The 20,623-nt window shown below is 66.7% G+C and carries 14 protein-coding genes and 1 tRNA gene; 2 read left to right on the top strand and 13 right to left on the bottom strand.

Annotated elements, in window-relative coordinates; genetic code table 11:
• The 6 genes from AVR91_RS44030 to AVR91_RS35410 all read right to left on the bottom strand — a co-directional run.
• A partial coding sequence (locus AVR91_RS44030) for a sodium:solute symporter family transporter (protein WP_455577845.1) occupies positions 1–810 on the bottom strand: 810 nt, incomplete at its 3' end.
• 31 nt (positions 811–841) lie between these two features.
• Positions 842–1,366, bottom strand: a complete 525-nt coding sequence (locus AVR91_RS35390) for a hypothetical protein (protein WP_016330585.1) — start codon at positions 1,364–1,366, stop codon at positions 842–844.
• A complete protein-coding gene (locus tag AVR91_RS35395) occupies positions 1,363–2,199 on the bottom strand; it encodes a LytR/AlgR family response regulator transcription factor (protein ID WP_063276429.1) in 837 nt (278 codons plus the stop codon). The genes AVR91_RS35390 and AVR91_RS35395 overlap by 4 nt, the downstream gene beginning before the upstream one ends.
• Positions 2,200–2,342: 143 nt before the next feature.
• Entirely contained in the window at positions 2,343–3,701 is a 1,359-nt protein-coding gene (locus tag AVR91_RS35400; RefSeq protein ID WP_063276425.1) for a carbohydrate-binding protein, read from the bottom strand.
• 162 nt (positions 3,702–3,863) lie between these two features.
• Positions 3,864–4,709, bottom strand: coding sequence for a S49 family peptidase (locus AVR91_RS35405; protein ID WP_063276424.1), 846 nt, complete (start codon positions 4,707–4,709; stop codon positions 3,864–3,866).
• A 19-nt stretch (positions 4,710–4,728) separates the two neighbouring features.
• Positions 4,729–6,024 (bottom strand): histidine kinase, encoded by a 1,296-nt coding sequence (locus tag AVR91_RS35410; protein WP_016330581.1) that lies wholly within the window; start codon positions 6,022–6,024, stop codon positions 4,729–4,731.
• A gap of 169 nt (positions 6,025–6,193) precedes the next feature.
• Between AVR91_RS35410 and AVR91_RS35415 the strand changes: the two genes are divergently transcribed.
• Positions 6,194–7,309, top strand: coding sequence for a serine hydrolase domain-containing protein (locus tag AVR91_RS35415; protein WP_063276423.1), 1,116 nt, complete (start codon positions 6,194–6,196; stop codon positions 7,307–7,309).
• Here AVR91_RS35415 and AVR91_RS35420 read toward each other — a convergent pair whose 3' ends face one another.
• The 3 genes from AVR91_RS35420 to AVR91_RS35430 form a co-directional block, all read right to left on the bottom strand.
• On the bottom strand, positions 7,310–8,173 hold the full coding sequence (locus tag AVR91_RS35420) for an Fpg/Nei family DNA glycosylase (RefSeq protein ID WP_016330579.1): 864 nt from the start codon (positions 8,171–8,173) through the stop codon (positions 7,310–7,312).
• 32 nt (positions 8,174–8,205) lie between these two features.
• Positions 8,206–8,646: a hypothetical protein gene (locus tag AVR91_RS35425; protein ID WP_005161585.1), complete on the bottom strand. Its 441-nt coding sequence runs from the start codon at positions 8,644–8,646 to the stop codon at positions 8,206–8,208.
• A 105-nt stretch (positions 8,647–8,751) separates the two neighbouring features.
• A complete protein-coding gene (locus AVR91_RS35430; RefSeq protein WP_063276422.1) occupies positions 8,752–10,293 on the bottom strand; it encodes a sigma-70 family RNA polymerase sigma factor in 1,542 nt (513 codons plus the stop codon).
• 197 nt (positions 10,294–10,490) lie between these two features.
• On the opposite strand from AVR91_RS35430, the gene AVR91_RS35435 reads away from it, so the two are divergent.
• Positions 10,491–10,563 (top strand) — tRNA-Gly (locus AVR91_RS35435).
• A gap of 250 nt (positions 10,564–10,813) precedes the next feature.
• Here AVR91_RS35435 and AVR91_RS35440 read toward each other — a convergent pair.
• The 4 genes from AVR91_RS35440 to AVR91_RS35450 all read right to left on the bottom strand — a co-directional run bounded on the left by AVR91_RS35440 (position 10,814) and on the right by AVR91_RS35450 (position 20,598).
• Entirely contained in the window at positions 10,814–12,556 is a 1,743-nt protein-coding gene (locus AVR91_RS35440; RefSeq protein ID WP_228709431.1) for an ArnT family glycosyltransferase, read from the bottom strand.
• A gap of 31 nt (positions 12,557–12,587) precedes the next feature.
• Positions 12,588–12,881 carry a YiaA/YiaB family inner membrane protein gene (locus AVR91_RS35445; protein WP_016330576.1) on the bottom strand — a complete coding sequence of 98 codons (294 nt, stop codon included), beginning with the start codon at positions 12,879–12,881 and terminating at the stop codon, positions 12,588–12,590.
• A 229-nt stretch (positions 12,882–13,110) separates the two neighbouring features.
• Complete coding sequence (locus AVR91_RS42995) at positions 13,111–13,659, bottom strand: hypothetical protein (protein WP_143254205.1); 549 nt, start codon at positions 13,657–13,659, stop codon at positions 13,111–13,113.
• Between the two features lie 12 nt (positions 13,660–13,671).
• Positions 13,672–20,598 carry an RHS repeat-associated core domain-containing protein gene (locus AVR91_RS35450; protein WP_063276421.1) on the bottom strand — a complete coding sequence of 2,309 codons (6,927 nt, stop codon included), beginning with the start codon at positions 20,596–20,598 and terminating at the stop codon, positions 13,672–13,674.
• Positions 20,599–20,623 lie beyond the last annotated feature (25 nt).

The raw sequence follows: 20,623 nt of genomic DNA on the forward strand, positions 1-20,623 counted from the left end.
GGCGACCTTGTGCCCGGCCTCCGGTGCCCACACCGCGAAACCGTTGGCGCGCGCGCCTTCCACCTCGCCGTAGGCCTCGAGCACGGTCACCGAGGTGACCTTCAGCGTGACGTCGGCCTGTACCGAAACCGTGGTGTTCTCGGGGAAGGTCGGCGGCGCGGGCTGCCCCAGCGGCCGCACGCTGCCCTGCCCGCCGGAGCTGAGGAAGACGATGCACAGGATGAACGTCGGCAACGCGATGGCGAACAGTTTCAGCCAGTACTGGAAGGCCTGGACGACGGTGATCGCGCGCATCCCGCCCGCGATCACGTTGAACCCGACCACGAAGGTGACCAGGAGCGCTCCGGCCCACACCGGCACCGGCAAGATCGTCGAGAGGGTCAGGCCGGCGCCCTGCAACTGCGGGACCATGTAGAGGATCCCGATGAACACCACGAACGCCGTCGAGACGCGGCGCAGCATCGTCGAACCCAGCCGCATCTCGACGAAATCCGGCAGCGTGTACGCGCCGGACCGCCGCAGCGGCGCGGCGACGAACAGCATCAGCGCGAGATAGCCCGCGGTGAAACCGATCGGGAACCACAGCGCGTCGGCGCCGTCCTTGAGCACGATGCCGGCGACGCCCATGAACGACGCGGCGGACAGGTACTCACCGGAGATCGCGGCGGCGTTGCGCCGGGACCGCACGGTGCGCCGGGCGACGAGGAAATCGTGCGTGCTGACGGCCGACCTCGAGGAGCGGTGTCCAAGATAGAAGGTCAGGACCGCTACCAGCACGATGCCGGCGATGGCCCAAGAGTTCAGCTGCACGGTGTGGATCCTCGCATGTGCAGCTCCGCAATCAGTTCTCGATCATGTCGACGAAGTCGCGTTCATGACGTTCGGCGAGCCGGTTGTACCAGAGGCCGATCCCGAAAAGGAACGGAAAAGGCGCCACACCGAGGATCAACCAGGGCAACGGGATGCCCACGACGACCACCCGCCCGAAGGACGGGATCAGATAGAAGAGCACCGGAAGCGAACACAGCGTGACCATCACCAGCAGCGCCAGCCAGGAGGCCGTCCGCAGCTGGATCTTCACCAGATCCTTGACCAGGAGCTTGCCCCAGCTGGTCTGTTCTTCGAGTTCGACCCTGGCCCGCAGGGTGCTGGTGGCCTGCCGCGGATCGGCGAGGATCACCCGCTGCCGCTTGGGTTTCGCGTGATGTTCGGGTTTGGCCTGTTCGTGCTTCGGACCGGTCGGCGCGCCCGGCACGGGCTCGACGGCGGCCCCTTCGGGCGCCGCCGGTTTCCTGGTCCTGCCCTTGCCGAGCGTCGGATCCGGTTCGCGGACGCCGTTGACGCGGCGGTAGTAGTCGTCGGTCACGTCGACCGGTTGGCGCCGACCAGCCTGTCCTTGAGGGCGCGTGTGTGGCGGCGGCTGACCGGCAGCACCTTCTCCTCGTTACCGATCACGACCTGGTAGCCGCCCTGGCCCATGCGCAGTTCGGTGATGAGCGGCAGCGAGACCAGGAACGACCGGTGGATGCGGACGAAACCCGCCTTCTCCCAGCGTTCTTCGAGCTGGGCGAGCGGGATGCGGACCAGGTGGCTGCCGTCGGTGGTGAACAGCCGGGCGTAGTCACCCTGCGCCTCGACCCAGCGGACCGAAGAGCGCGGGATGAGCTTCGTGGTGCCCGCGAGTTCGACGGGAATGACCTCGTCGTCGTTCTTGACCTGCCCGAGGCCGCCTTCGTGGCCGAAGTGCGGCGCGGCGTTGGCGGCGAGTTTGTCCATCACGCGGGTGATCGCGCGGTCGAGACGATCCTGCTGGTACGGCTTGAGGACGTAATCGAGCGCGCCGAGGTCGAAGGCGTTGACCGCCTCTTCCGCGTGCCCGGTCACGAAGACCAGCGCGGGCGACGGGCGCAGCGCGGCGAACACCCGCGACATCTCCATCCCGGACAGCCCGGGCATGTCGATGTCGGCGAACACCGCGTCCACGATCGGCAGACCGCGGGCCTTGCGATCGGCCAGCCTCGGATCGTCCGCGGACAGCAGGCGCAGTGCCTCCGAAGCGTCGATCGCCGGGTAGACCAGGGCGACGTGCGGGCTGTTCCGGAGACAGTGGACGAGTTCGTCTAGCCCTTTGGGCTCATCGTCCACCGCCAGGACAATGAGCTTCCGGGTGTCATCGTGAGCACTCACAGTGAGACGCATCCTGCCCATTGCCGGGTTCCTTGTCCAGCCCGCTTCACGAAAGTCGAACGAAAGGACGGCACCGGCACCCCCGCGCCTGGGGTGGCCGGTGCCGTCATCTTTTCCGGTGACACGAACCGCCTCGCCGTGCCACGTCTATCCCTTCACGGAGTGAAGGTGAACCAGTTGACGCTCACGAAATCCGCGGGCTGGCCGCTGGTGAAGGTCAGGTAGACGTCGTGTTTTCCGGTAACGCCGCTGATATTCGCCGGGATGGTCCGCCAGCTCTGCCAGCCGCCGGTGTTCGCGACGGCGAAGCTGCCGACGGGCGGGTTGGACCGGCTGTCGAGCCGGACTTCGACGAGACCACTCACGCCGCTCGCCGCTCCGGAGGCGACACGTGCCTGGAACTGTCTGCCGGTCTGCGTGCCGAAGTCGACGCCCGGGTACGACGCCCAGTCACCATTGCCCGCCGGGCCGATGCTCTGACCACCGCCGGAATCCGAGGTGGCCTGTTTGGCGATGCCCGCCGCCTGGCCGTACGACTCCGCCTGGATCGTGCCGTACGCGCTGCCGCCGCCGGGGCTTCCCGTGCCGCCGCCGCGGGTCAGGACGGTGACGTAGTCGACGAGCATCGGACGCCCCGGCACGATCCCCGGCCCCGGCGTCGTGGTGCCGGAGTTGTTGTTCGGGAACGCGCCGCCGATCGCGACGTTCAGCAGCACGAAGTAGCCCGCGTGGTTCGTCATGTTGGCCCAGGTCGTGGCGTCGACCTGGTTCTGGCTGACCGAGTGGAACTGCTGCCCGTCCACCAGCCAGCGGAACACGTTGGGGCTGACGCTCGTGTCCCATTCGAAGGTGTAGGTGTGGAACGCGCTCTGGCAGCTCGCGCCGGGGCACGTGCGGCTGCCGACCAGGCCGGTGGTCTCGTTGCACGGGCCGCCGGGGTTGACGCCGCAGTGCAGCACGCCCCAGACCGTGTTGATCCCGTTGACGTTTTCCATGATGTCGAACTCGCCGACGGCGGGCCAGTTCCAGTAGTTGCCGCGATACGGCGAGCCCAGCGCCCAGAACGCGGGCCAGTAGCCGAGTGCCGCGGCGCCGGTGACGTCCGGCATCTGGATGCGGCCCTCGATCCGCAGCGCGCCGCCGGACGGCGGTTTGAAGTTCGTGCGCTGCGTTTCGATCCGCGCCGAGGTCCAGTTGCCCGCACCGTCGCGCAACGGCGTGATCCGCAGGTTCCCGGAACCGTCCTGGGCCAGGTTGGCGGGGTTCGCCGTGTAGTTCTGGATCTCGCCGGTGCCCCAGTTCGCCGGGCCGCCGGGGTACGCGTGGCCGGTGTCGATGATCCAGTTCGCGCTCGACGGGAGCGAACCCGCGGCGCCGGTGAAGTCGTCGGTGAACACGGTGGTCCAGCCGGCCGGGGGCGGCGGGACGGCGGCGGTTGCGGGCAAGGCCAGCGGCACCGTGAGCAAAGCCGCGCCGGCCAGCGCGATCTTCCAGCGGGAACGATTAACGGACATCGGACCTCCTCGTCAACGCTGTCGAGGTTTGTTGCCGTTCACAACAAAGCGGTATGTCCGATATGAGACCTGGTCTGAACCACTTACGCCTACCACCGTTCGGGTGAATCCGCTCCGCCCCCGAATGCAATGAACGGTCNNGGACCGTTCATAGCGCGCGGGTCAGAGGCCGAAGCGGCTCCAGGCGGCCTTGGACTGGACGGCGTCCAGCAACGCGCTCGCCGCGGCGGGCGCGCCGATGCCGAGCCGCGCCAGCAGCGGCTTCTTCGGCTCGGCGACCGAGATCTCGGCGTCCGGGTACCGCTCGCTGATCACCTGGCGAAGGCTGCCGACGCCGTCGATCAGGCCGAGTTCGACCGCGCGGGCACCCAGCCAGACGTCGCCGGTGAAGAGGTCGTCGGAGCCGGACAGCCGGTCGCCCCGGCGCTCGGTGACCCAGTCGACGAACAGTTCGTGGAGCTGGCCGTGCATCTTCTTCAGCCACTCGACGTCTTCCGGCTTCTCCGGGCTGAACGGGTCGAGCCGGGACTTGTTCGCCCCCGCGGTGTGCAGCCGCCGCTCGATGCCGAACCGCTCCAGCAGCCCGGTGAACCCGAACCCGCCGCTGATCACGCCGATCGAGCCGACCATCGACGTCCGGTGCGCGTAGATCTCGTCGGCCGCGCAGGCCAGCCAGTAGCCGCCGGACGCGGCGACGTCCTCGGCGAAGGCCAGGACGGGCACCTTCTTCTCGTCGGCGAGCTGGCGGATCCGCTCGGCGACCAGGCCGGACTGCGTCGGCGCGCCGCCCGGCGAGTTGATCTGCAGCGCGACGGCCTTCAGCCGCTCGTGGGCGAACGCGCGGGTCAGCGCCGATTCGACGGCGGCGAGGTTGATCGACCCCCTGGCCAGCGGCGACGGGGTCGGCGTGATCACCCCGTGCAGCTTCACCACGGCGACGACGTCCTTGCGTTCACCCCGATCGCCGATCATCGGGAGACGGGAGGTCAGCTTGTCCGCAACGCTCATACCGCCAGGTTACCGACGTTCACGACGGCAGCACGCCGCTGCGCGAACCGCTCACCCCGCTGGCCTCGTTCGGGCCGCCCTGCGGCGGGACGGTGGCGCTGTCGGCGGAGAAGTCCGGCAGGTTCGGCCGCACGCCGGGCATGAACTTCGGCACCCGCAGGGTCACCTTCATGCCGGCGCCGGGCGCCGTCTCGACCATGAGCGCGTAGTCGCGGCCGAACACCTGCTGCATCCGCTGGTTGATGTTGCCGAGGCCGACGTGCGCGCCCGTGCGGTGCTGGCTGCGGAGGTCGGCGAGCTTGGCGGGCTCCATGCCGATGCCGTCGTCCTCGACACTGATCAGCGCTTCGGCGCCGTAGTCCTCGGCGATCACCGTGACGCAGCCACCGGACGGCTTCGACGCGAGCCCGTGTTTGACGGCGTTTTCCACCAGCGGCTGGATGATCAGGAACGGCACGACCACCGAGAGCACCTCGGGCGCGATCTTCATCCGCACTTCGAGCCGTCCGCCGAAGCGGGCGTTCTCGATGGTCAGGTACCGGTCGATGTTGCGCAGTTCCTCGGCGAGCGAGGTGAACATGCCCGACGTCCGGAACGAGTAGCGCGTGAAGTCCGCGAAGTCCTGAAGCAGCTCTCGCGCTTCCTCCGGGTCCGTCCGGATCAGCGACGAGATGGTGTTGAGCGCGTTGTAGACGAAGTGCGGCGAGATCTGCGCGCGTAACGCCTTGATCTCCGCCTGCTGGAGCTGGTTCTTCGATTCGTCCAGGCGCGCCAGCTCGAACTGGGTGCAGACGAACTGCGCGACCGCGTCGGCCATCTGCACCAGCCGCCCGCGGGTGCGCCCGACGACGATCAGCGCGGCCTCCGTCTCGCCCTCGACGATCAGCGGCACGATCACCGCGGTCCGCATCCGGCAGGTGCCGCGGTGGTTGCACGGCATCTTGTCGTGCGCGACGACCTCGCGGCGGTGCTTGCGGATCGCGTTGCCGATGGCGTCGACGAGGTCGACGTAGTGGTCGTTGGCCTCGCCGTCCCAGGACAGCAGGGTGCCTTCGCTGTCGGTGATGCCGACGGCGACGCAGTCGAGCATCTCCAGCAGCTGGCTGGTGATCTTGTCGGCGACCTGCTCGTCGAGGCCCTCGCGGAGATCCGGTGTCGCCTTCGACATCCGGTGGACGGCCTGCAGCACCGCGTTCTCCACGATGCTCGCGGGACGCCTCAGCTTGATCAGCAGGACGACGACGAGGATCGCGAGCAACAGCGCCACACCCCAAGGGATGATCTGCGCGATTTCGAGCCCGGACACGGCGTCCATGCTCTGCGCTCGACCAACCGGGTGCAAGGCCTGCTCCCCACTTTCCGTTGAGTTGTGACAACTGAGGGTGGGGCCGACCCTACCCAAGACCCGGGCGTCGTCCCCATGGTCACTCCCCGTCGCACGGGAAAGACTGTGCGCAGGCAATCGCTTCCGGGGGAGGAACACAATGCGCGTATCGGGGAAACTCGCGGCGGGGGTGCTGGCGGGGGTCCTGCTGGGGAGCGGGACGGCGGCCGCGAGCGGCGACCCGGTGCGCGCGGCTGTCGGCGCTCTGGTCGGCGAAGGGGGATTTCCGGGAGCGATCGCCCAGGTCAGGAACGGTGAGGCGGTCTCGCGCTTCGGCGCCGGATACGCGAACCAGGCCACGCGCGAAGCCGCGGGGCCGCACCACCGGTTCCGGATCGCCAGCAACACCAAGGCGTTCGTCGCCACCGTGGTCCTGCAGCTGGCGGGTGAGGGGGAGCTGTCGCTCGACGATCCGATCGAGCGACGGCTGCCCGGCGTCGTACGAGGACCGGGCTACGAACCGGGAAAGATCACGCCGCGCATGCTGCTGAACCACACGTCCGGCGTGCACGACCCGCTGGATCCGCACTTCTTCGACCCGTACCTCGTCCAGGGGAACCGGGCGCACGTCATCACGCCGTCCGAGGTGATCCGGCGGTCTCTCGTCGACCGGCCCTCGTTCTCGCCGGGTAGCGGCGTGGAGTACTCGAACACCGGATATCTGTTGCTGGGCAAGGTGATCGAGAAGGTCACCCGCAACGATGTCCGCGAGGAGATCCAGCGGCGGATCCTCGATCCGCTCGAACTCGGCCGGACGTATTTCCCGCTGTGGTCGCCGTTCCTGCGAGGCCCGCATCTGCACGGGTACGACATGGGCGGGCAGGACATGACCGTGTTCAGCCCTTCGTACGACTGGACCGCGGGCGCGATGGTGTCGACCGTCGACGACCTCGCGCGATTCCATCGCGCGTTGCTGGCAGGACGGCTCCTGGCGCCTGCGCAACAGGCCGAACTCAAGCGGCTCGTGCCGAACGACCGGGGCGGCGCCTACGGGGCGGGGATCGAGACGCTCGACGTGGAATGTGCCGATGGCATGAAGACGTTCTGGGGCAACACCGGTGCCGGGCCGGGATTCTTCAGCGTCTCGATGAGCAACGCGGACGGCTCGAAACAGCTGGTCCTCGCGCTGAACGTGTACGACCTCGCCGCGGACCTGCACGGCGGGCAGCGAGTGCCGAAGATTCCGGCGCCCGCGGTGAAGGCCGCCCTCTGCTGATCACTTCAGCAGACGCGACATCCGCCGGTCCGCGAGAGGTTTCCCGCCGGTCTGGCAGGTCGGGCAGTACTGGAACGACTTGTCCGCGAACGAGATCTCGCGGATCGTGTCGCCGCAGACCGGACACGGCAACCCGGTGCGCGCGTGCACCCGCAGCCCGGACCGCTTCTCGCCCTTGAGCCGGGCAGCCGACTGGCCGACCGAACGTGTCACGGCGCTGGTCAGCACCTCGCGGATCGCCTCCGACAGCCCGTCGAGCGCCGCCTCTGACAGCTTTCCGGTTGTAGCGTAAGGAGAAAGCTTCGCCATGTGCATGATCTCGTCGGAGTAGGCGTTGCCGATCCCGGCGATCAGCGACTGATCGGTCAGTGCCGTCTTCAACCGTTCGGTGCGCCCGGTGAACAACTTCTCGAGCTGCGTGCGGTCGAGCGAAAGCGCGTCCGGCCCGAGCCGCGCGATACTCGCGACCTCCTTCTCGGGATCACGCACGATCCAGACCGCCAGGCCCTTCTTCGTCCCGGCCTCCGTGAGATCGAAGCCCGGCCCGGCGGCCGCGTCGAGATGGACGCGCAGCGAGATCGGCCCCTTGCCGGGTTTGAGCGGCGTCGGCGACAACGCGTCGGACCAGCGCAACCAGCCCGCCCTCGCCAGGTGGACGACCAGATGGAGATCCCCGGCGACGAGATCCAGATGTTTGCCGAACCGGCCCGCCCCGGTGACCTCGCGGCCGTGCAGCTCGGTCCACGGCGGTGTCGCCGTCTTCAGCACGCTGAGGGACGACACGTCGACGCGGAAGACGGTCTTGCCCACCGCGTGTTCACGCAGGTGGTGAGCGAGCGCTTCGACCTCGGGTAGCTCGGGCATGGCCCCAGTCTCGCGCGTTCAGGCCGCCGCGACTACTCCACCGGGTGCAACGGGCCGTCGAAATCCGGCAGCGAGTGCTTCTGGATGGTCTTGGTGATCTTCGAGACCTCACCGCGCACGGTGAACATGCCGCGAATCGTGCCCACCCAGCGCTCCGACGGCCGGTCGCCCGCCAGATCGCCCTCGGTCTCGGCGACCACGGTCCACGGACGGCGCAGGATCCACCGCAGCGGGAAGAACAGCGCGATCAGCAAGAGCGCCAGCGGAACCCACGACGGGATCATGACGTCGGCCGGGGTCCACATGATGAGCACGATCGCGAGCAGCGCCGTCACGGCGATCATCGCGATACCCGGGCCGTAGCTGCCCGCCACATCGTGCTCGAAATCGTCCGCTGTCGCGGGAGCACGCCATTCCATCTGGGCTCGGACCACCCAGTCACGGCCGTCCTCGCCGTGCACCAGCCGGTTCATTCAGTCGCCTCCCGCGCGGCCGCTCGCTCGTCGTGAGCGAGCTCCACCGTACCGTGACGGGAGCCGGATTCGCGAGAGTTCGAAGGCGATATGCCCGCTCGGGCGTTATGGGCACGTCGGGTAGTCGACACCCGGTTCCGGATAGTGGGAAGTCGGTTTCACCGGGCTCGGCTCGTCCGCCGAGCTGTCGCCGGTCGTGCTTTCGGGGGTCCCGGTCTCCGTCGAAGAAGACCCTTCCGGGTAAGTCGTCGAGTCCGGCGTCGTCGACTGCTCGGTCGAGTCCCGCGAAGTCGTCGTGGTCGGGCTCAGCGACTCCTCGGTGGGCCTGAACGATTCCTCCGGCGGCGGGATGTCGTCCCGCTTCGAGGTGGTCTGGTTGGAGCCGGTGCCCGGATCCGGGACCTCGTTGCGCGGCGAGGTCTCCTCCTGCGTCGGATTCTGCTCGTCCGGCGGCGGTACGACGTCTCCGCCGCCCAGTTCCTTCCGCGGCGTGCCCACGCTCGGCAGGCTCGGCATGTCGGACGCCCCGAGCTCGGCGCCGGGGCCTCGTCCGGTGACGGCGGGCTGGGCACCCTTGCCGTGCAGCTGGTCCTGCGCGATCCGCTGTGGCGGGAGCTCGACGGGCTGCGCATGGGCCGGCGGCGCGACCTGCGCGGGCAGCAGCGCCAGCTCCGGCAGCCCACCCCCGGACAGGCCCACCGTATGGGTGACGTCGGTGCCGAACACGGCCGGACCGGCGACGATCCCGACCGCACCGGCGGCGGCCGTCGACGCCACCGCCAGGCCGACCTTCACCTTCGACCCGAGCAGAAGTCCCTTGACCGACGCGGCGAGCCCGGACAGCGCCCCGCTCGCGTGCGCCCCGGCGGCGGCCGGCACCAGCAGCGCCACCACACCGGCGTGCGCCCGCAGCGAGGAACAGACGTCACGCAGCTCGTCGTGGGTCGCCCGGCAAGACTGGCAGGCGATCAGATGGGTCTTGATCCGGCGGGCCTCGGCCCCGGTCACGCTGCCCGCGGTGAACCCGCCCAGCTTCTCCACCACCGCACGGCACGAATCGGGCCCGCGGTTCACCGACAGATGCGCCTGCAGATACGCCGCCCGCAGCCCCTGCCGGGCCCGGCGGGCCAGCGCCGCCGTCGCGTTCGCGCTCAACCCGAAATGCGGCGCGACCATCGACGGCTGCTCGCCTTCGACCTCGGTCTGCCACAAGACCGAACGCCAGCGCTCCGGCAAACTCGTGAAAGCGGTCGTGATCAGCGAATGTTCGGCCGTGCGGGCATGCGTGTCCGCACCCGCCCCGGCCCGGAAGGTCAGCTCGTCGTCGCTCACCGGCACATCACGACGCGCGCCGTGCCACTCCCACGAGACGCGGCGAGCCACCGTCAGCAGATAAGCGCGGACGTAGTCACGCGGACCGGCGCCCCGGCGCAACGCCTGAAGCACCCGGAAGAAGGTCTCGGCGGTGATGTCCTCCGCCTCCGACCGATCGGCGGCCAGGCTGCGGGCCAACCGCCGCACGGCGGCGGCGTGAAGTTCGAAAAGCTCCCCGAAGGCAGCGTCCTCCCCGTCACGGAGACGCTGGAGCAATGCCTGCTCGTCGGATTCCGAGGCCGCCTGAAGCGGCACCGTGCCCTGCTCGGTCATCCGGCCAGGCACCTCCTCCCCGAAGGACTCACCATTCGGTCGAATGGGGACACCATACGGAGGTATGCAGCCGTCGTCACCCCTTGTACGCCAGGTGTGACGCCGAAGCACCTGTAGGGGTGGGTGCAAACCGCTACAGACGGTCGGTGTATGGTTGTTCCACTGCTTCAAACGAGTGCCGGAGCAGAGCAAGACATGCGGATGTAGCGCAGCTGGTAGCGCATCACCTTGCCAAGGTGAGGGTCGCGGGTTCGAATCCCGTCATCCGCTCGCAAGTGGGCGCGGTGTGTCCAGGGAACGCCTGGACCATGGCTTGCTCACCATAATTCCCGGGGGCCCGAGCCCCCGGACCTCCACGTTGCTTGTAGCTCGCGTTGGCGAGTCGGTTCTTGGGCGCGTCGGTCTTTTCGGTTACTAAGTGCTACAGGTTCAGTGAGCGGGGTCACACGACTGTAGTAATTCGGATTTGTGCATATGTGGGACGAAGGGCGCACCGGGAAACCGGTGCGCCCTTCGTGCTTCAGGAGGGCACGCAAGTGGGCTGCGGGCGCTTCCACAAGGTCACCAGCCGACCGTTCGGTAGGGGCCGCGTCGTGACCGGCGTGAAGCCCGCGGCCTTCGCGGTGGAAGCCATGGACGGCGGATCCACCTTCGGTTCGTACTCGTCCACCGTTCCCGTCGCGGTGAACAGCAGGCACGTCTTGCTCGCGTCCCCGCCGAGACTGCCCGCATAAGACGTCAGCCAGCGCAGATAGTCCGGCCCGGTGTTCCCGTTCGCGGTCGGATCGACCTGCGGCAACGCCACGCCGTAGCCGAACTTCCGCAGCATCTCCAGCTGCACGGTGTTGGTGTTGAAGAGCCGGTCACGGAACCCGAACGCGGTCGCCCCGCCCAGCGCGTGCTGCTCTTCCACCTGGCCGACAGCCCATTCCGACGCGGCCCGCCACTCCCGCGCCGTTTCCGCACTCAGCGGCTCGACGACCTGACCACCCGGGTCGACGTAGACCTGCGGAACGCCGCGCCCATCGGTGACCTTGGACGAGCCCAGCACCGGCAGATCCATTTCCCACGGCTGAGCGGTCGGCAGGCGCAGATCCACCATCGGCACCAGCCCCAGCAGCCCTACCACCGCGACCGCGAACGGCAAGGCCCGCCGAAGGGATCGGTGTGCCCGGTACAACCCCCAGAGCGCCAGGATCGCCATGGACGGGATCAACGGGAGGAAGAAGGCGGTACCCGTGTTCTTGGACGTCAGCACCGCCAGCCCGCCTTCCGCGACGAGCAACGCCGACGGAAACAGCGCCGATGCCACCATCGAGCGGAGGACGTCCTTCGCCGGACCGGTCCGGATCTTGACGATCGCCACGACGACCGCGGCGACAAGCCCGGCACACAGCAACAGCGCGAGCGGTAGCCCATGGTCGGAGATCAGCAGCCGTAGCCGCGCTACCCAGGCCGCCGGGTTGAACACCCCCGCTTCCTGGCCGAACTCAACCGACTGCTTCCCGTAGCCGAAGCCGGTCAGGTACTCGAAGACCCGGGCACCGTTGGGCACCAGCCAGATCGCCGCGACGCCGGCGGCCACGAGCACCGCGAGAGTGAAGTGCTTCAGCCGCTTCATCCGGTCCTGCGGCACCGCCGCCTGGATCAACGCGGCCAGCACCAATGCCGGTACGAAGGCGATGGCCATAGTCCTCGACAGCGGCATCAGCCCGACGAAGACCCCGAAGAGCACGACGAACCGCAGTTTCGACAGCCCTTCGGAACGGATCAGGCAGTAGACGGCGGCCGTGGTCATGACCGCCGCGGGCAGCGCGAAGTGATAGGCGCGGGCCTCGAAGAGCACGCCGGGCGCGGTGGCGATCAGCGCCGTGGCGATCCAGGCGAACGGGCGGCCCGCCACCCTGTTCGCTACGGCGTGCGTGAGCAGGATCAACGCCACCCCGGCCACCAGCGGGACGAGGAAGGCGGCCACCGTCCCGGTCCCGGTCGCGAAGAAGTGCAGCGAAGTCAGCGCGGGCAGCAGCGGCGCTTGGATACCCGAGGACTCGACGGCTTCGACCCAGCCGACGGCACCGTCCCGGAGCGCCGCGCCGTGATTGTTCAACGCCATGCCGAAGTAGCCGGCCTCGTCGATGTCGAACACCTGGCCGTCGCGATACAGGACGATCCATCGGAGGTTGACGAGCAACCAGGCGATCGCCACGCCGAGCAGGACCCATGTGTTCACCTGGACACGGCGAATCCCCCTGGTCAAGAGCATGCTCGAGAATCTAGCCGTGGCCGCGGCGCGGCTAGATCGCGGGCGTTTTGAACGGGTCGTGCTCGGACAGGAGCTTGTCGACGCGGGCCTGGTCGACTCTGCTGACGACGGTGTTCTCGTCCTGCCGGTCACGGATGCACTTGGCGAGGGTGAACGCCGAAGTGGTCAGGAAGAGCATGCCGAGGGCGAGGAAGCCACGGACCCAGCCGTCGACCGGCAGGTACCAGATGCCGATGACGACCGCGAGCAACGCCAAGCCGAACGAGAGGGCGGCCTGGACGAAGAACGCGACGGTGGTGGGCGGCGCTGCGGAGGTTTTCGTCATGCGTACCACGGTCGCGCCGACGGCCCCCGGTGTCTTGAGTACGGCTACTCAAAGAAGGGTTGCGATTCAGAACACATAGGCAAGGGTGCTCCTCACTACCTTCTGTGACTATCCCTACATGCCACAAGAAGTTGAGCGAGTACTGCACCGATACAGCAGCACTTCGTTCAGCAACGAGGACTGATAAGACCTCACTTGCCCGTAGTCGCGTTAGTGGAGAACCAAGAATTCAGCGCAGGTCATCAATCGAGGAATCAATAAGCGAGTGAAACCCCTCCATTCCCTTAAGTTTTTTTGACGCTTCCAGAAACCAAATTGCCCTCCCTGTCAACGATTTGTCAAACAATCCACATGCGGAGATCAAGTCAACACACGCAGTTCGCACATCGGGAACATAGTGCGATTCCAATAACTCCACGTACATCGGAAACCCTCGACAAATCTCGCGAAGACACCTGGCATGGATTTCGGAAAGGTCATCACCATCACAGTCTTCACCTAGACCAGCAGCTATATCGCTCAATATTCCCACAATAAGATCCAGTGAACACTCGGGTCGACCCCAAATCGCGTTCACGAGACATGACGCGAGTGCAACTGACGCCTCGGACAGCTCGGAATCCAGCGGACAAACCTCTTCGATTCGTCGGACAGCAAGCTCGGCATCCGAGCGAACAGTAGCAGAGTAAAGATCTTCAATCGCGCCCGGCAGAGCTGAACCATTTACATACAGGCCGCGAATAGCCGTCCATTCATAGTAACCCAGCGCCAATTTCATGACCAACTCCACCTAATCAAATAAGCGCAACAAACTAGTAGCGAAACTTGTCGCGCGATGCGGAAAGGCGCCGCGCCCGAACGATGCTTCACATGAAACACAAATATCGACCGGACCTCCAGTTCGAGGCCTACGGGCGGGAGTGAAAACAATCTTCGATGCATCTCCACCAAGTTGGTTGACTACACATATTTCAGCACAAACACCTCGGCCGTGTGATCGACCTGCCGCGTACTGGCCGGTTTCCGTGTTGTAGCCAGCAGTCACAGTTGCCGGCCGCTTCTTCTGCGAAAGGGAAGCCTGTGTCTTCATGTACTCGTCTCGCAGTTGCACCGACTTTTCCATCAGTTCACTACCGGAAAGGCCGGCGCCATCACGCGCTCCCGTGCCACAGTTATGTACAAGTGCCCGAGCATCATTGCTCGAAATATAGAAGGCGTGAATGTCGTCGATCGTGAGGTCGTAGACGGGCGACACCTGCGTGAAGTGTCGAATCGCGGTGACGACCGATGCCCGACCATCCGGTGAGTGTAGTTGTTGACCAGGGACCAGGTCACCGATCGCTACCCAATCATTGGCTTCCTCCACCCACACGAGATGCCAGTCCGTCGCCACGATGGTGCCCAGAGCACCACTGGACTCGACTGTGATCTCGGTTCGCTCGTCCTCGTCGTAGTGCACGATGGTGCCGACGACGCGGCGCCCCTCCAGGCCGCCGGTCTCCGGGTCTGTCGTCTGTACTTCGTCGCCGACCTGCACCTGTTCGATCGGCTTCGTCGTGCCGTCCGACATCAAAACCTGGGTACCGGGGACGAAGCTGTTGCAAGCCGAACTGCTCGCGGCACCGCCCATGGCCGCGGCCGCAGCACCGACGACGCCTTCACCTTCGCTGACGGCGACCACCACTTGGACCGCGTTCGCCGCCATCTCGGCGTCGGCGAGGATGCGCTCAGTGTCGGCGATGACCTTTTGGGCCTTCTCCACCTCACGACCGAAGGTCGCTAGAGCCCGCGCACCCTTCCAGAAGCTCGCGACGATTTCGCCGACCTTCAGGATCTTGCCCCAGGGGATGAAGTTGAGGAGGGTACTGATGCACGAGCCGACTGAGCCCTCGATGCAGCCCATGATGTCGTCCCAGCCGATGAGACTCTTGATCAGCTCACCGGCCGCGTCTATGAAGACGTCCCATTTGGACTTCTTCACGACGGCTTGCGCTTCTTTATAGGACTTTTCGTTGTAGCCCCGTTTGGCCTTCTCACGCTGCTCGGCCGCGTAGCGCTGCCCCTGCGGGGACGACGGTGAGCTGGCCATAACGGTGCAACTACCCGTGCACTTGGCCGCTTGCTCGGTGCCTTCGCGACAGAACAGACCGTCCTCGCCCATGTGGAAGCAGGCCGACATGCCGGACGGGTCCGTCATGGTCACCGGCGAGTTGTTCGCGTAGGAGTACGGGTTCCACAGCTGCGGCACTGCCGGGTCCAGCACCGGGTCGGTCTTGGTGAACCGTCCGATCGCCGGGTCGTACTCGCGTGCACCCAGATGGGTCAAGCCGGTCGCGTCCTGATAGCCACCGACGAAACCGTGCTTGTCCGGCCAGGTGGACGGGGCCGGACCACGTGGATTGCCGAACGGATCCATGTAGCGCTGAGTGGGTGTGAGCGTCCCCGCGGTGATGGCCAGGCCGTTCGTTCCGTGAAGATCACCGAGCATCCACTTGAGGGCGGAGCCACCGACTCGCACCGCGACCTGGACTCCGCCGTGCTGATAGAAACGGGTCGCGGTAACACCGGTCGTGCCGGTGGTGACGACCAGCTCGAGATCGCCGATCGACAACGTGGTGCCGGTCGGAGCGCGGGTGACGAGCCGGTTGCCGTCGGCGTCGTACAGGTACTTGCTCTCCCCCGTCGGCGACGTGACACCGGCGGTTCGTCCCTCGTGGTCGTAGCTGAAGGTCTGGGTGTCACCGCCGACGTTCCGCGTCAGCATCGAACCGGCTTCGTCGTAGGTGTAGCCGCTCGTCGAAGTTCCGTTGGGGCCGCTCGTGTCCACCTTCTGCAGGGCGTGCGGCTTGACCGCGCTCGGCCCGGCCGCCGGATAGGTGGAGGTGCTGGTCACGTCACCGGTCGGCTTGTGGTCGACCTCCTTCGTGCGGTTCCCCGTCTTGTCGAAGGAGTACGACTTCCAGTACGGCGCGGCGCCACCGAGCGCGGACGCCGACTTGGCCGTCGCGCAGTCTCCCGACGACGGAGTCCAGGCCTCGGTCAGCCGCCGCTGGTAGTCGTACTCGAAACACTGGGTGTCGGCCGGAGCACCAGAAGGGGTGTCGGAGATCTTCGTGACGTTGCCCGCCGGGTCGTAACCGTAGGTCCGGTTGGTCAGCTGCGATCCGACCTGCGTCGCCCGGTTGACGGTGGTCGTCTGCGGACGCCGGGTGATCTCGTCGTAGGTCTGGGTCACGCCGACGTTCGCGGTCGACTTCTCCCCGTCGAACTGCATGCGGGACATCTCGTTGAAGGAGGTGTAGTCCGTCTTCGAGACCAGGTTCGTGGTGGTGCCCAAGGCGTCGATCGCGTACGTCGTCGACGGCAGTCCGAGCTCGTTGTAGGTGTGCCGGACGTGTTCGAGCGGCAGGTTTCCGGCCTTCGGGCTCACTGTGGACGCGACAGCGCCCGTGGCCGTGTAGGCGGTACTGAATTCGTAGGTCCCGGCCAAACCCTTCTCGACGGCGGGAACATCGACCGCCTTCTTGGTCGGCCTGCCGTACTTGTCATACGCCATCACCCGGGTGGTGTACGCGTCCGCGCCCACCCACCGGGTCGACGAAGCGGGCAGGCCGATCCCGTTGGGAACCGTGTCGTAGTTCCAGCTCGCCAATTTGGTGCCGGTGGCCGAGTCCGCGTTGACCTGGGTCTTACGCCCGAGTTTGTCGTAGGTATAGGCGACGGTCTTACCGCGGGAATCGGTGGTCGACGTCAGCTGCCCGCCGTCGTCGTAGGTGTAGGTCGACTTTCCCGCGTCGGGGTCGGACTGCCAGATCTTCCGGCCGCGCAGGTCGTAGCCCGTCGACCAGACGTTGCCGGCGGGGTCGGTCATCGACGTCATGGCGCCGGCGGCGTTGTAGGTGTAGCTCGTGACATCGGCCGGGTTGGCCGCTCCCGGTGTGTAGCCGTCCGTGTGAAGCAATCGCTGGACCGTCTGCCCGTGTACATCGGTCACCACGGTCTGCGGCGACGCGCCCCGCGGCGGGATGGTCGTAACCCGGTCACCGCCGTAGATCGTCGAGGTCTGCCACTGCTTGACGCCCTTCGACATCAGGATCGACGCCGTCGCGCGGGCACGGCTGTCGTACTCCGTCACGGTCTGGTTCAGCACGGTGTTGTCCGCGACGGTCACCAGCTTCGGCACGGGCCCGGAAGCGTCGTTGAAGTAGCCGTTGTTCGACTTGAACGGGAGACCGCGTGAGTCGTAGACGGTGTCGCTGATGATCCGGCCGCCGCCGGACGCCGCGGACTGCGCTTGCCTCGTCCGTCCGAGACCGTCGTAGATCGCGTATGACGTCGTGTACAGGCCGTTGTCCTGTAAGGCTTTCGTCGCCACCGTCGTGGGGACAGCGGTCGGTGATGTCGACGCGTCGGTGTATTCGAAGGTCGCCGTCGCCTTGTCACCATCGAGCTTGCTACGCCCGGGATTCCAGACCGCTGTCTTGCGCCCCAAGGCGTCGTAGGTGATGTCGGTGCGGACCTTGTTCACATCGACCGAGAAGACCGGGTTCCCGCGCGCAGGTTCCTTGGTGGTCGTCGAGACCCAGCCGAGTGGGTTCGTCACGGCGACTTCGGCGACCTGTCCTCCGGCGCTGTGCGTGTACGCGGTCTTCGTCACCGCTCCCGCCACGTCGGTCGACAGCGTCTCACGGCCGTAGGCGTCGTACTCGTTCGTCGCGGTCGTCACGAACTTCTTGCCCGTGGCGTCCCAAGCGCTCAGCGTTTCGGTACGCGTGATGTCGCCCGCCGCCGGCGGAGAACCGAACGCCTGCTTGTCGTAGGAGACCTTGACGTTGGTGATGACCGTGGACGCCGTCGCCGTGCCGGAACAGAGCCCGGCGAACATCACGACTTCGCTGGACTTGTCGAACATCCCCGTAGCGGTGTTCGGGAGGTAGGTCGTCTTGGTGCAGGTGTCGTCCGTGGTGACGCCGGTGTCGCCGAGGTCCTCTTGCTCGATGACGAGTCCGTTGTCGTTGAACTTCTTGTTCACCTGGTTACGGCGGTAGGTCTTGCCGTCGGAGAGCAGCGTGCGGCCGCGCACGGCCGCGGTGTCCACTGAATGTGCTTTGAGCAGGCCGTCCGCGCTGGTTGCCGTCGGACCGCGTACCCAGGGGTCGTTGATGGCCGCGTTGTCCACGGTCGTCGTACCCGGCAGATAGGTCCTGGACTCGCGGAGGAACCCCTGCAAGGGATCCTGATCGACGATCGTTCCCTTTTCCGAATCCTCGACGGAGACCGAACGTTTGCCGCCGTTCGGCAAGTGGTCGCCGTCCATCCCCCGCAGATACAGCGACTCCGTCACCGTCTGGGTGGCGGACGGGTGGCCGATGGACGTCCGCACGACGCCGTAGCCACGCCATTGGCTCCAGGTCTTCCGCTCCTTCGGCGTGAACTGACCCTCGTCGTAGTGCCAGGCCGCGCCGCCGAGGTAGTCGTAGTGGGTCTTGACCGCGACTCCGCCTGCGGTCAGGTCTTCTTCGGAGATGTCCGTGACGACGTACTTGTGGAACCAGTCGAGGACCGGGTCCTTCGCCGACGGCGGGCTCCAGAAGGACGCGTAACACCGCATCGTGTCGGTCTCGGGCGACGCGGGCATGCGCGTCCCAGCGACACAGTCAGGGCCGGAGTAGGCGACACCGATCCGCCCACCGGTCTCGGTCCTGATCTCGTTGATCCGGTAGCGGGTGATCGGGGAGTACTGGTCGTTGGCCGTGTCGACCCGGTTGGCGAACATGAACCCGCCGAACGTGGTGGCGGGGCGGGTGATGCTCCCGACCCCACCCTTCCCGGTGTGGGTCACCGAGGAGAGCCACAGCGCGGACGGGGAGGCGTCACCCGTGCCGGGGAAAGTGTGGGCCAGATTCCAGACGTCGACGTCGGTCTGCGTACCGGCGTTGTTGTACTGCGTCCGGACCGTGGTCAGCCGTTTACGGGTGAAGAAGGCAGGTGAACCGTAGTCACACGGTTTGTCCTTGGCGCAGATCTGTTCGGAGGGGACGTCCGGCCAGGACGAGGCTGTCGTGGAGTTCAGTTGCTCAGGAGCGCAGGTCACCGCTCCGGACGGGAGGCAGCGCTCCGCGGTTTCGAAGACGACCTGATTCGTGGGTGCGGAGCCGTAGACACTGCCGTCCTTCAGCCGCAGGCCGTACTCGATCCGCAGGGGATACCCACCCGCCGTGTACTCGGTTCCGGCGGTCGTGACGTTCTGGTTGAGGCCGTAGTAGTTGATCTCCGGCTGGTAGTAGTACGTGCTGGCGTTCCCGTGGGGATCCACCACGTAGTCGAGGTTCCAGCGCCAAGGTTGCCGGCAAGACGAGCCGGCGAAGTTGTTCGGCTTGTAGCAGGCCTCGCCGTCGTTGTTGCCGAAAACCGGGACCGTCCAGGTGGACTGGGTCTCGGGTTTGCCGGCGGACCACCCTGGCGGGCGGTTGAGTCCCAAGAAGTACTGGGTTCCGTCGCCGGTGGTGACCTTCCAGTGCTGGCCGTCCTGGGCGTTGTTGGCGGCACCACCGAGCAGCTCGATCTTGGAACCGTCGTCGTTCTTCGGCCGCCACTGATTCGTCCCGGCGAGTTTGATCAGTTCCGTCGACTTGCCGCCGAGGACGAGGGTCGCGTTGTCGATCCCCCAGCACTGGTCACCGGTCTTGGTCTGTCCGTTGTTGCCGCCGAGGTCCTCACTGCACGGCAGGTAGTTGCGGACGACGTAACCGCCCGGGGTGAAATCCCACCCGTCACCGACCCAGGACGCCTGGTTGTTCGTCGCGGAGGTCAACCCGTCGACGCCACTGGACGAGTACGAGAGCGCGAGGCTCGGCACCGCGCCACTCGGAGCGGCAGGGACCGCGAACGGGTAGTTGTAGGAGAAGCTTCCGGAGGACCCACCGCTGGACCACGATCCGGCAGCGGACAACGGCTGGGCCGACACGTTTCCGGCGGAGCCGCTCGTCGCGGCCGTCACCGCGAAGACCCGTGGCGCCGTGCCGGCGAACGCGACATCCGCCGAGACCTGCCGTGTCTTGCCGTTGTTCACCGTTCCGGGCACCGGCGTCTTGGTCCGGCACTCGGCTTTGGCCGGCGTCACCAACGCACAGCCAGGCAGTTCCACCAACTGCAGCCGATCGGCCCAGCCGCCGCCGTAGGCACTCCCGAACGCCTGGTAATCCACCGCGACGTTCACCGGGTCGGCGCCCACACCCGTGTCGGTCACGGAAAGCACCACGCCGCGAAGCCCGAGCGCTTCGCTTGTCTTCTGGTCCGCGACGCGTACTCGGACCTTCGGGACGGGCCCCGCCTTCCTGGCGGCGGTGTCCTTCGCCCGAGCCCAGCCGACCTTGACCGGGGTACCGCTCACGGCGTCCTGGACTCCGAGCCCCTGCGGCTGACGACCGTTGCGTGCGCCGGCCCGCAGTTCGACCTCGGCTTCCGCCGCTCCCGGCCAAACCGGCGGAGTCACCTTCGCATCGGGCAACACCGGTGGCGGGGACGGCGGAGCGACGAGCGGGGTGACCGGGACGCTCTGGTCCTTCTGGCCGGGCCCGAGCGACCAGCCCGGCGCGTTCCCCTTGTTCTCGAGTGCGATGGCAGCGCCACCGGACGCGAGCATGATCGCGGTCACCGCCAACGAGGTGACGCGGGAGAACCGGCCGATGCGGGTCCAGCGAGTTTCTTTACGCATGACGAAGCCTGCCCAGGGTTCGGAT

The sequence above is a fragment of the Amycolatopsis keratiniphila subsp. keratiniphila genome, from assembly GCF_001620365.2.
Lineage (GTDB): Bacteria > Actinomycetota > Actinomycetes > Mycobacteriales > Pseudonocardiaceae > Amycolatopsis > Amycolatopsis keratiniphila.

What these genes read in the sequence shown, in the direction of transcription:
- AVR91_RS42995 (WP_143254205.1), bottom strand. Translation starts at nt 13,659, where the DNA reads ATGAAATTGGCGCTGGGTTACTATGAATGGACGGCTATTCGCGGCCTG.
- AVR91_RS35420 (WP_016330579.1), bottom strand. Translation starts at nt 8,173, where the DNA reads ATGCCCGAGCTACCCGAGGTCGAAGCGCTCGCTCACCACCTGCGTGAA.
- AVR91_RS35430 (WP_063276422.1), bottom strand. Translation starts at nt 10,293, where the DNA reads ATGACCGAGCAGGGCACGGTGCCGCTTCAGGCGGCCTCGGAATCCGAC.
- AVR91_RS35410 (WP_016330581.1), bottom strand. Translation starts at nt 6,024, where the DNA reads ATGGACGCCGTGTCCGGGCTCGAAATCGCGCAGATCATCCCTTGGGGT.
- AVR91_RS35400 (WP_063276425.1), bottom strand. Translation starts at nt 3,701, where the DNA reads ATGTCCGTTAATCGTTCCCGCTGGAAGATCGCGCTGGCCGGCGCGGCT.
- AVR91_RS35415 (WP_063276423.1), top strand. Translation starts at nt 6,194, where the DNA reads ATGCGCGTATCGGGGAAACTCGCGGCGGGGGTGCTGGCGGGGGTCCTG.
- AVR91_RS35395 (WP_063276429.1), bottom strand. Translation starts at nt 2,199, where the DNA reads ATGCGTCTCACTGTGAGTGCTCACGATGACACCCGGAAGCTCATTGTC.
- AVR91_RS35450 (WP_063276421.1), bottom strand. Translation starts at nt 20,598, where the DNA reads ATGCGTAAAGAAACTCGCTGGACCCGCATCGGCCGGTTCTCCCGCGTC.
- AVR91_RS35440 (WP_228709431.1), bottom strand. Translation starts at nt 12,556, where the DNA reads ATGCTCTTGACCAGGGGGATTCGCCGTGTCCAGGTGAACACATGGGTC.
- AVR91_RS35425 (WP_005161585.1), bottom strand. Translation starts at nt 8,646, where the DNA reads ATGAACCGGCTGGTGCACGGCGAGGACGGCCGTGACTGGGTGGTCCGA.
- AVR91_RS35405 (WP_063276424.1), bottom strand. Translation starts at nt 4,709, where the DNA reads ATGAGCGTTGCGGACAAGCTGACCTCCCGTCTCCCGATGATCGGCGAT.
- AVR91_RS35445 (WP_016330576.1), bottom strand. Translation starts at nt 12,881, where the DNA reads ATGACGAAAACCTCCGCAGCGCCGCCCACCACCGTCGCGTTCTTCGTC.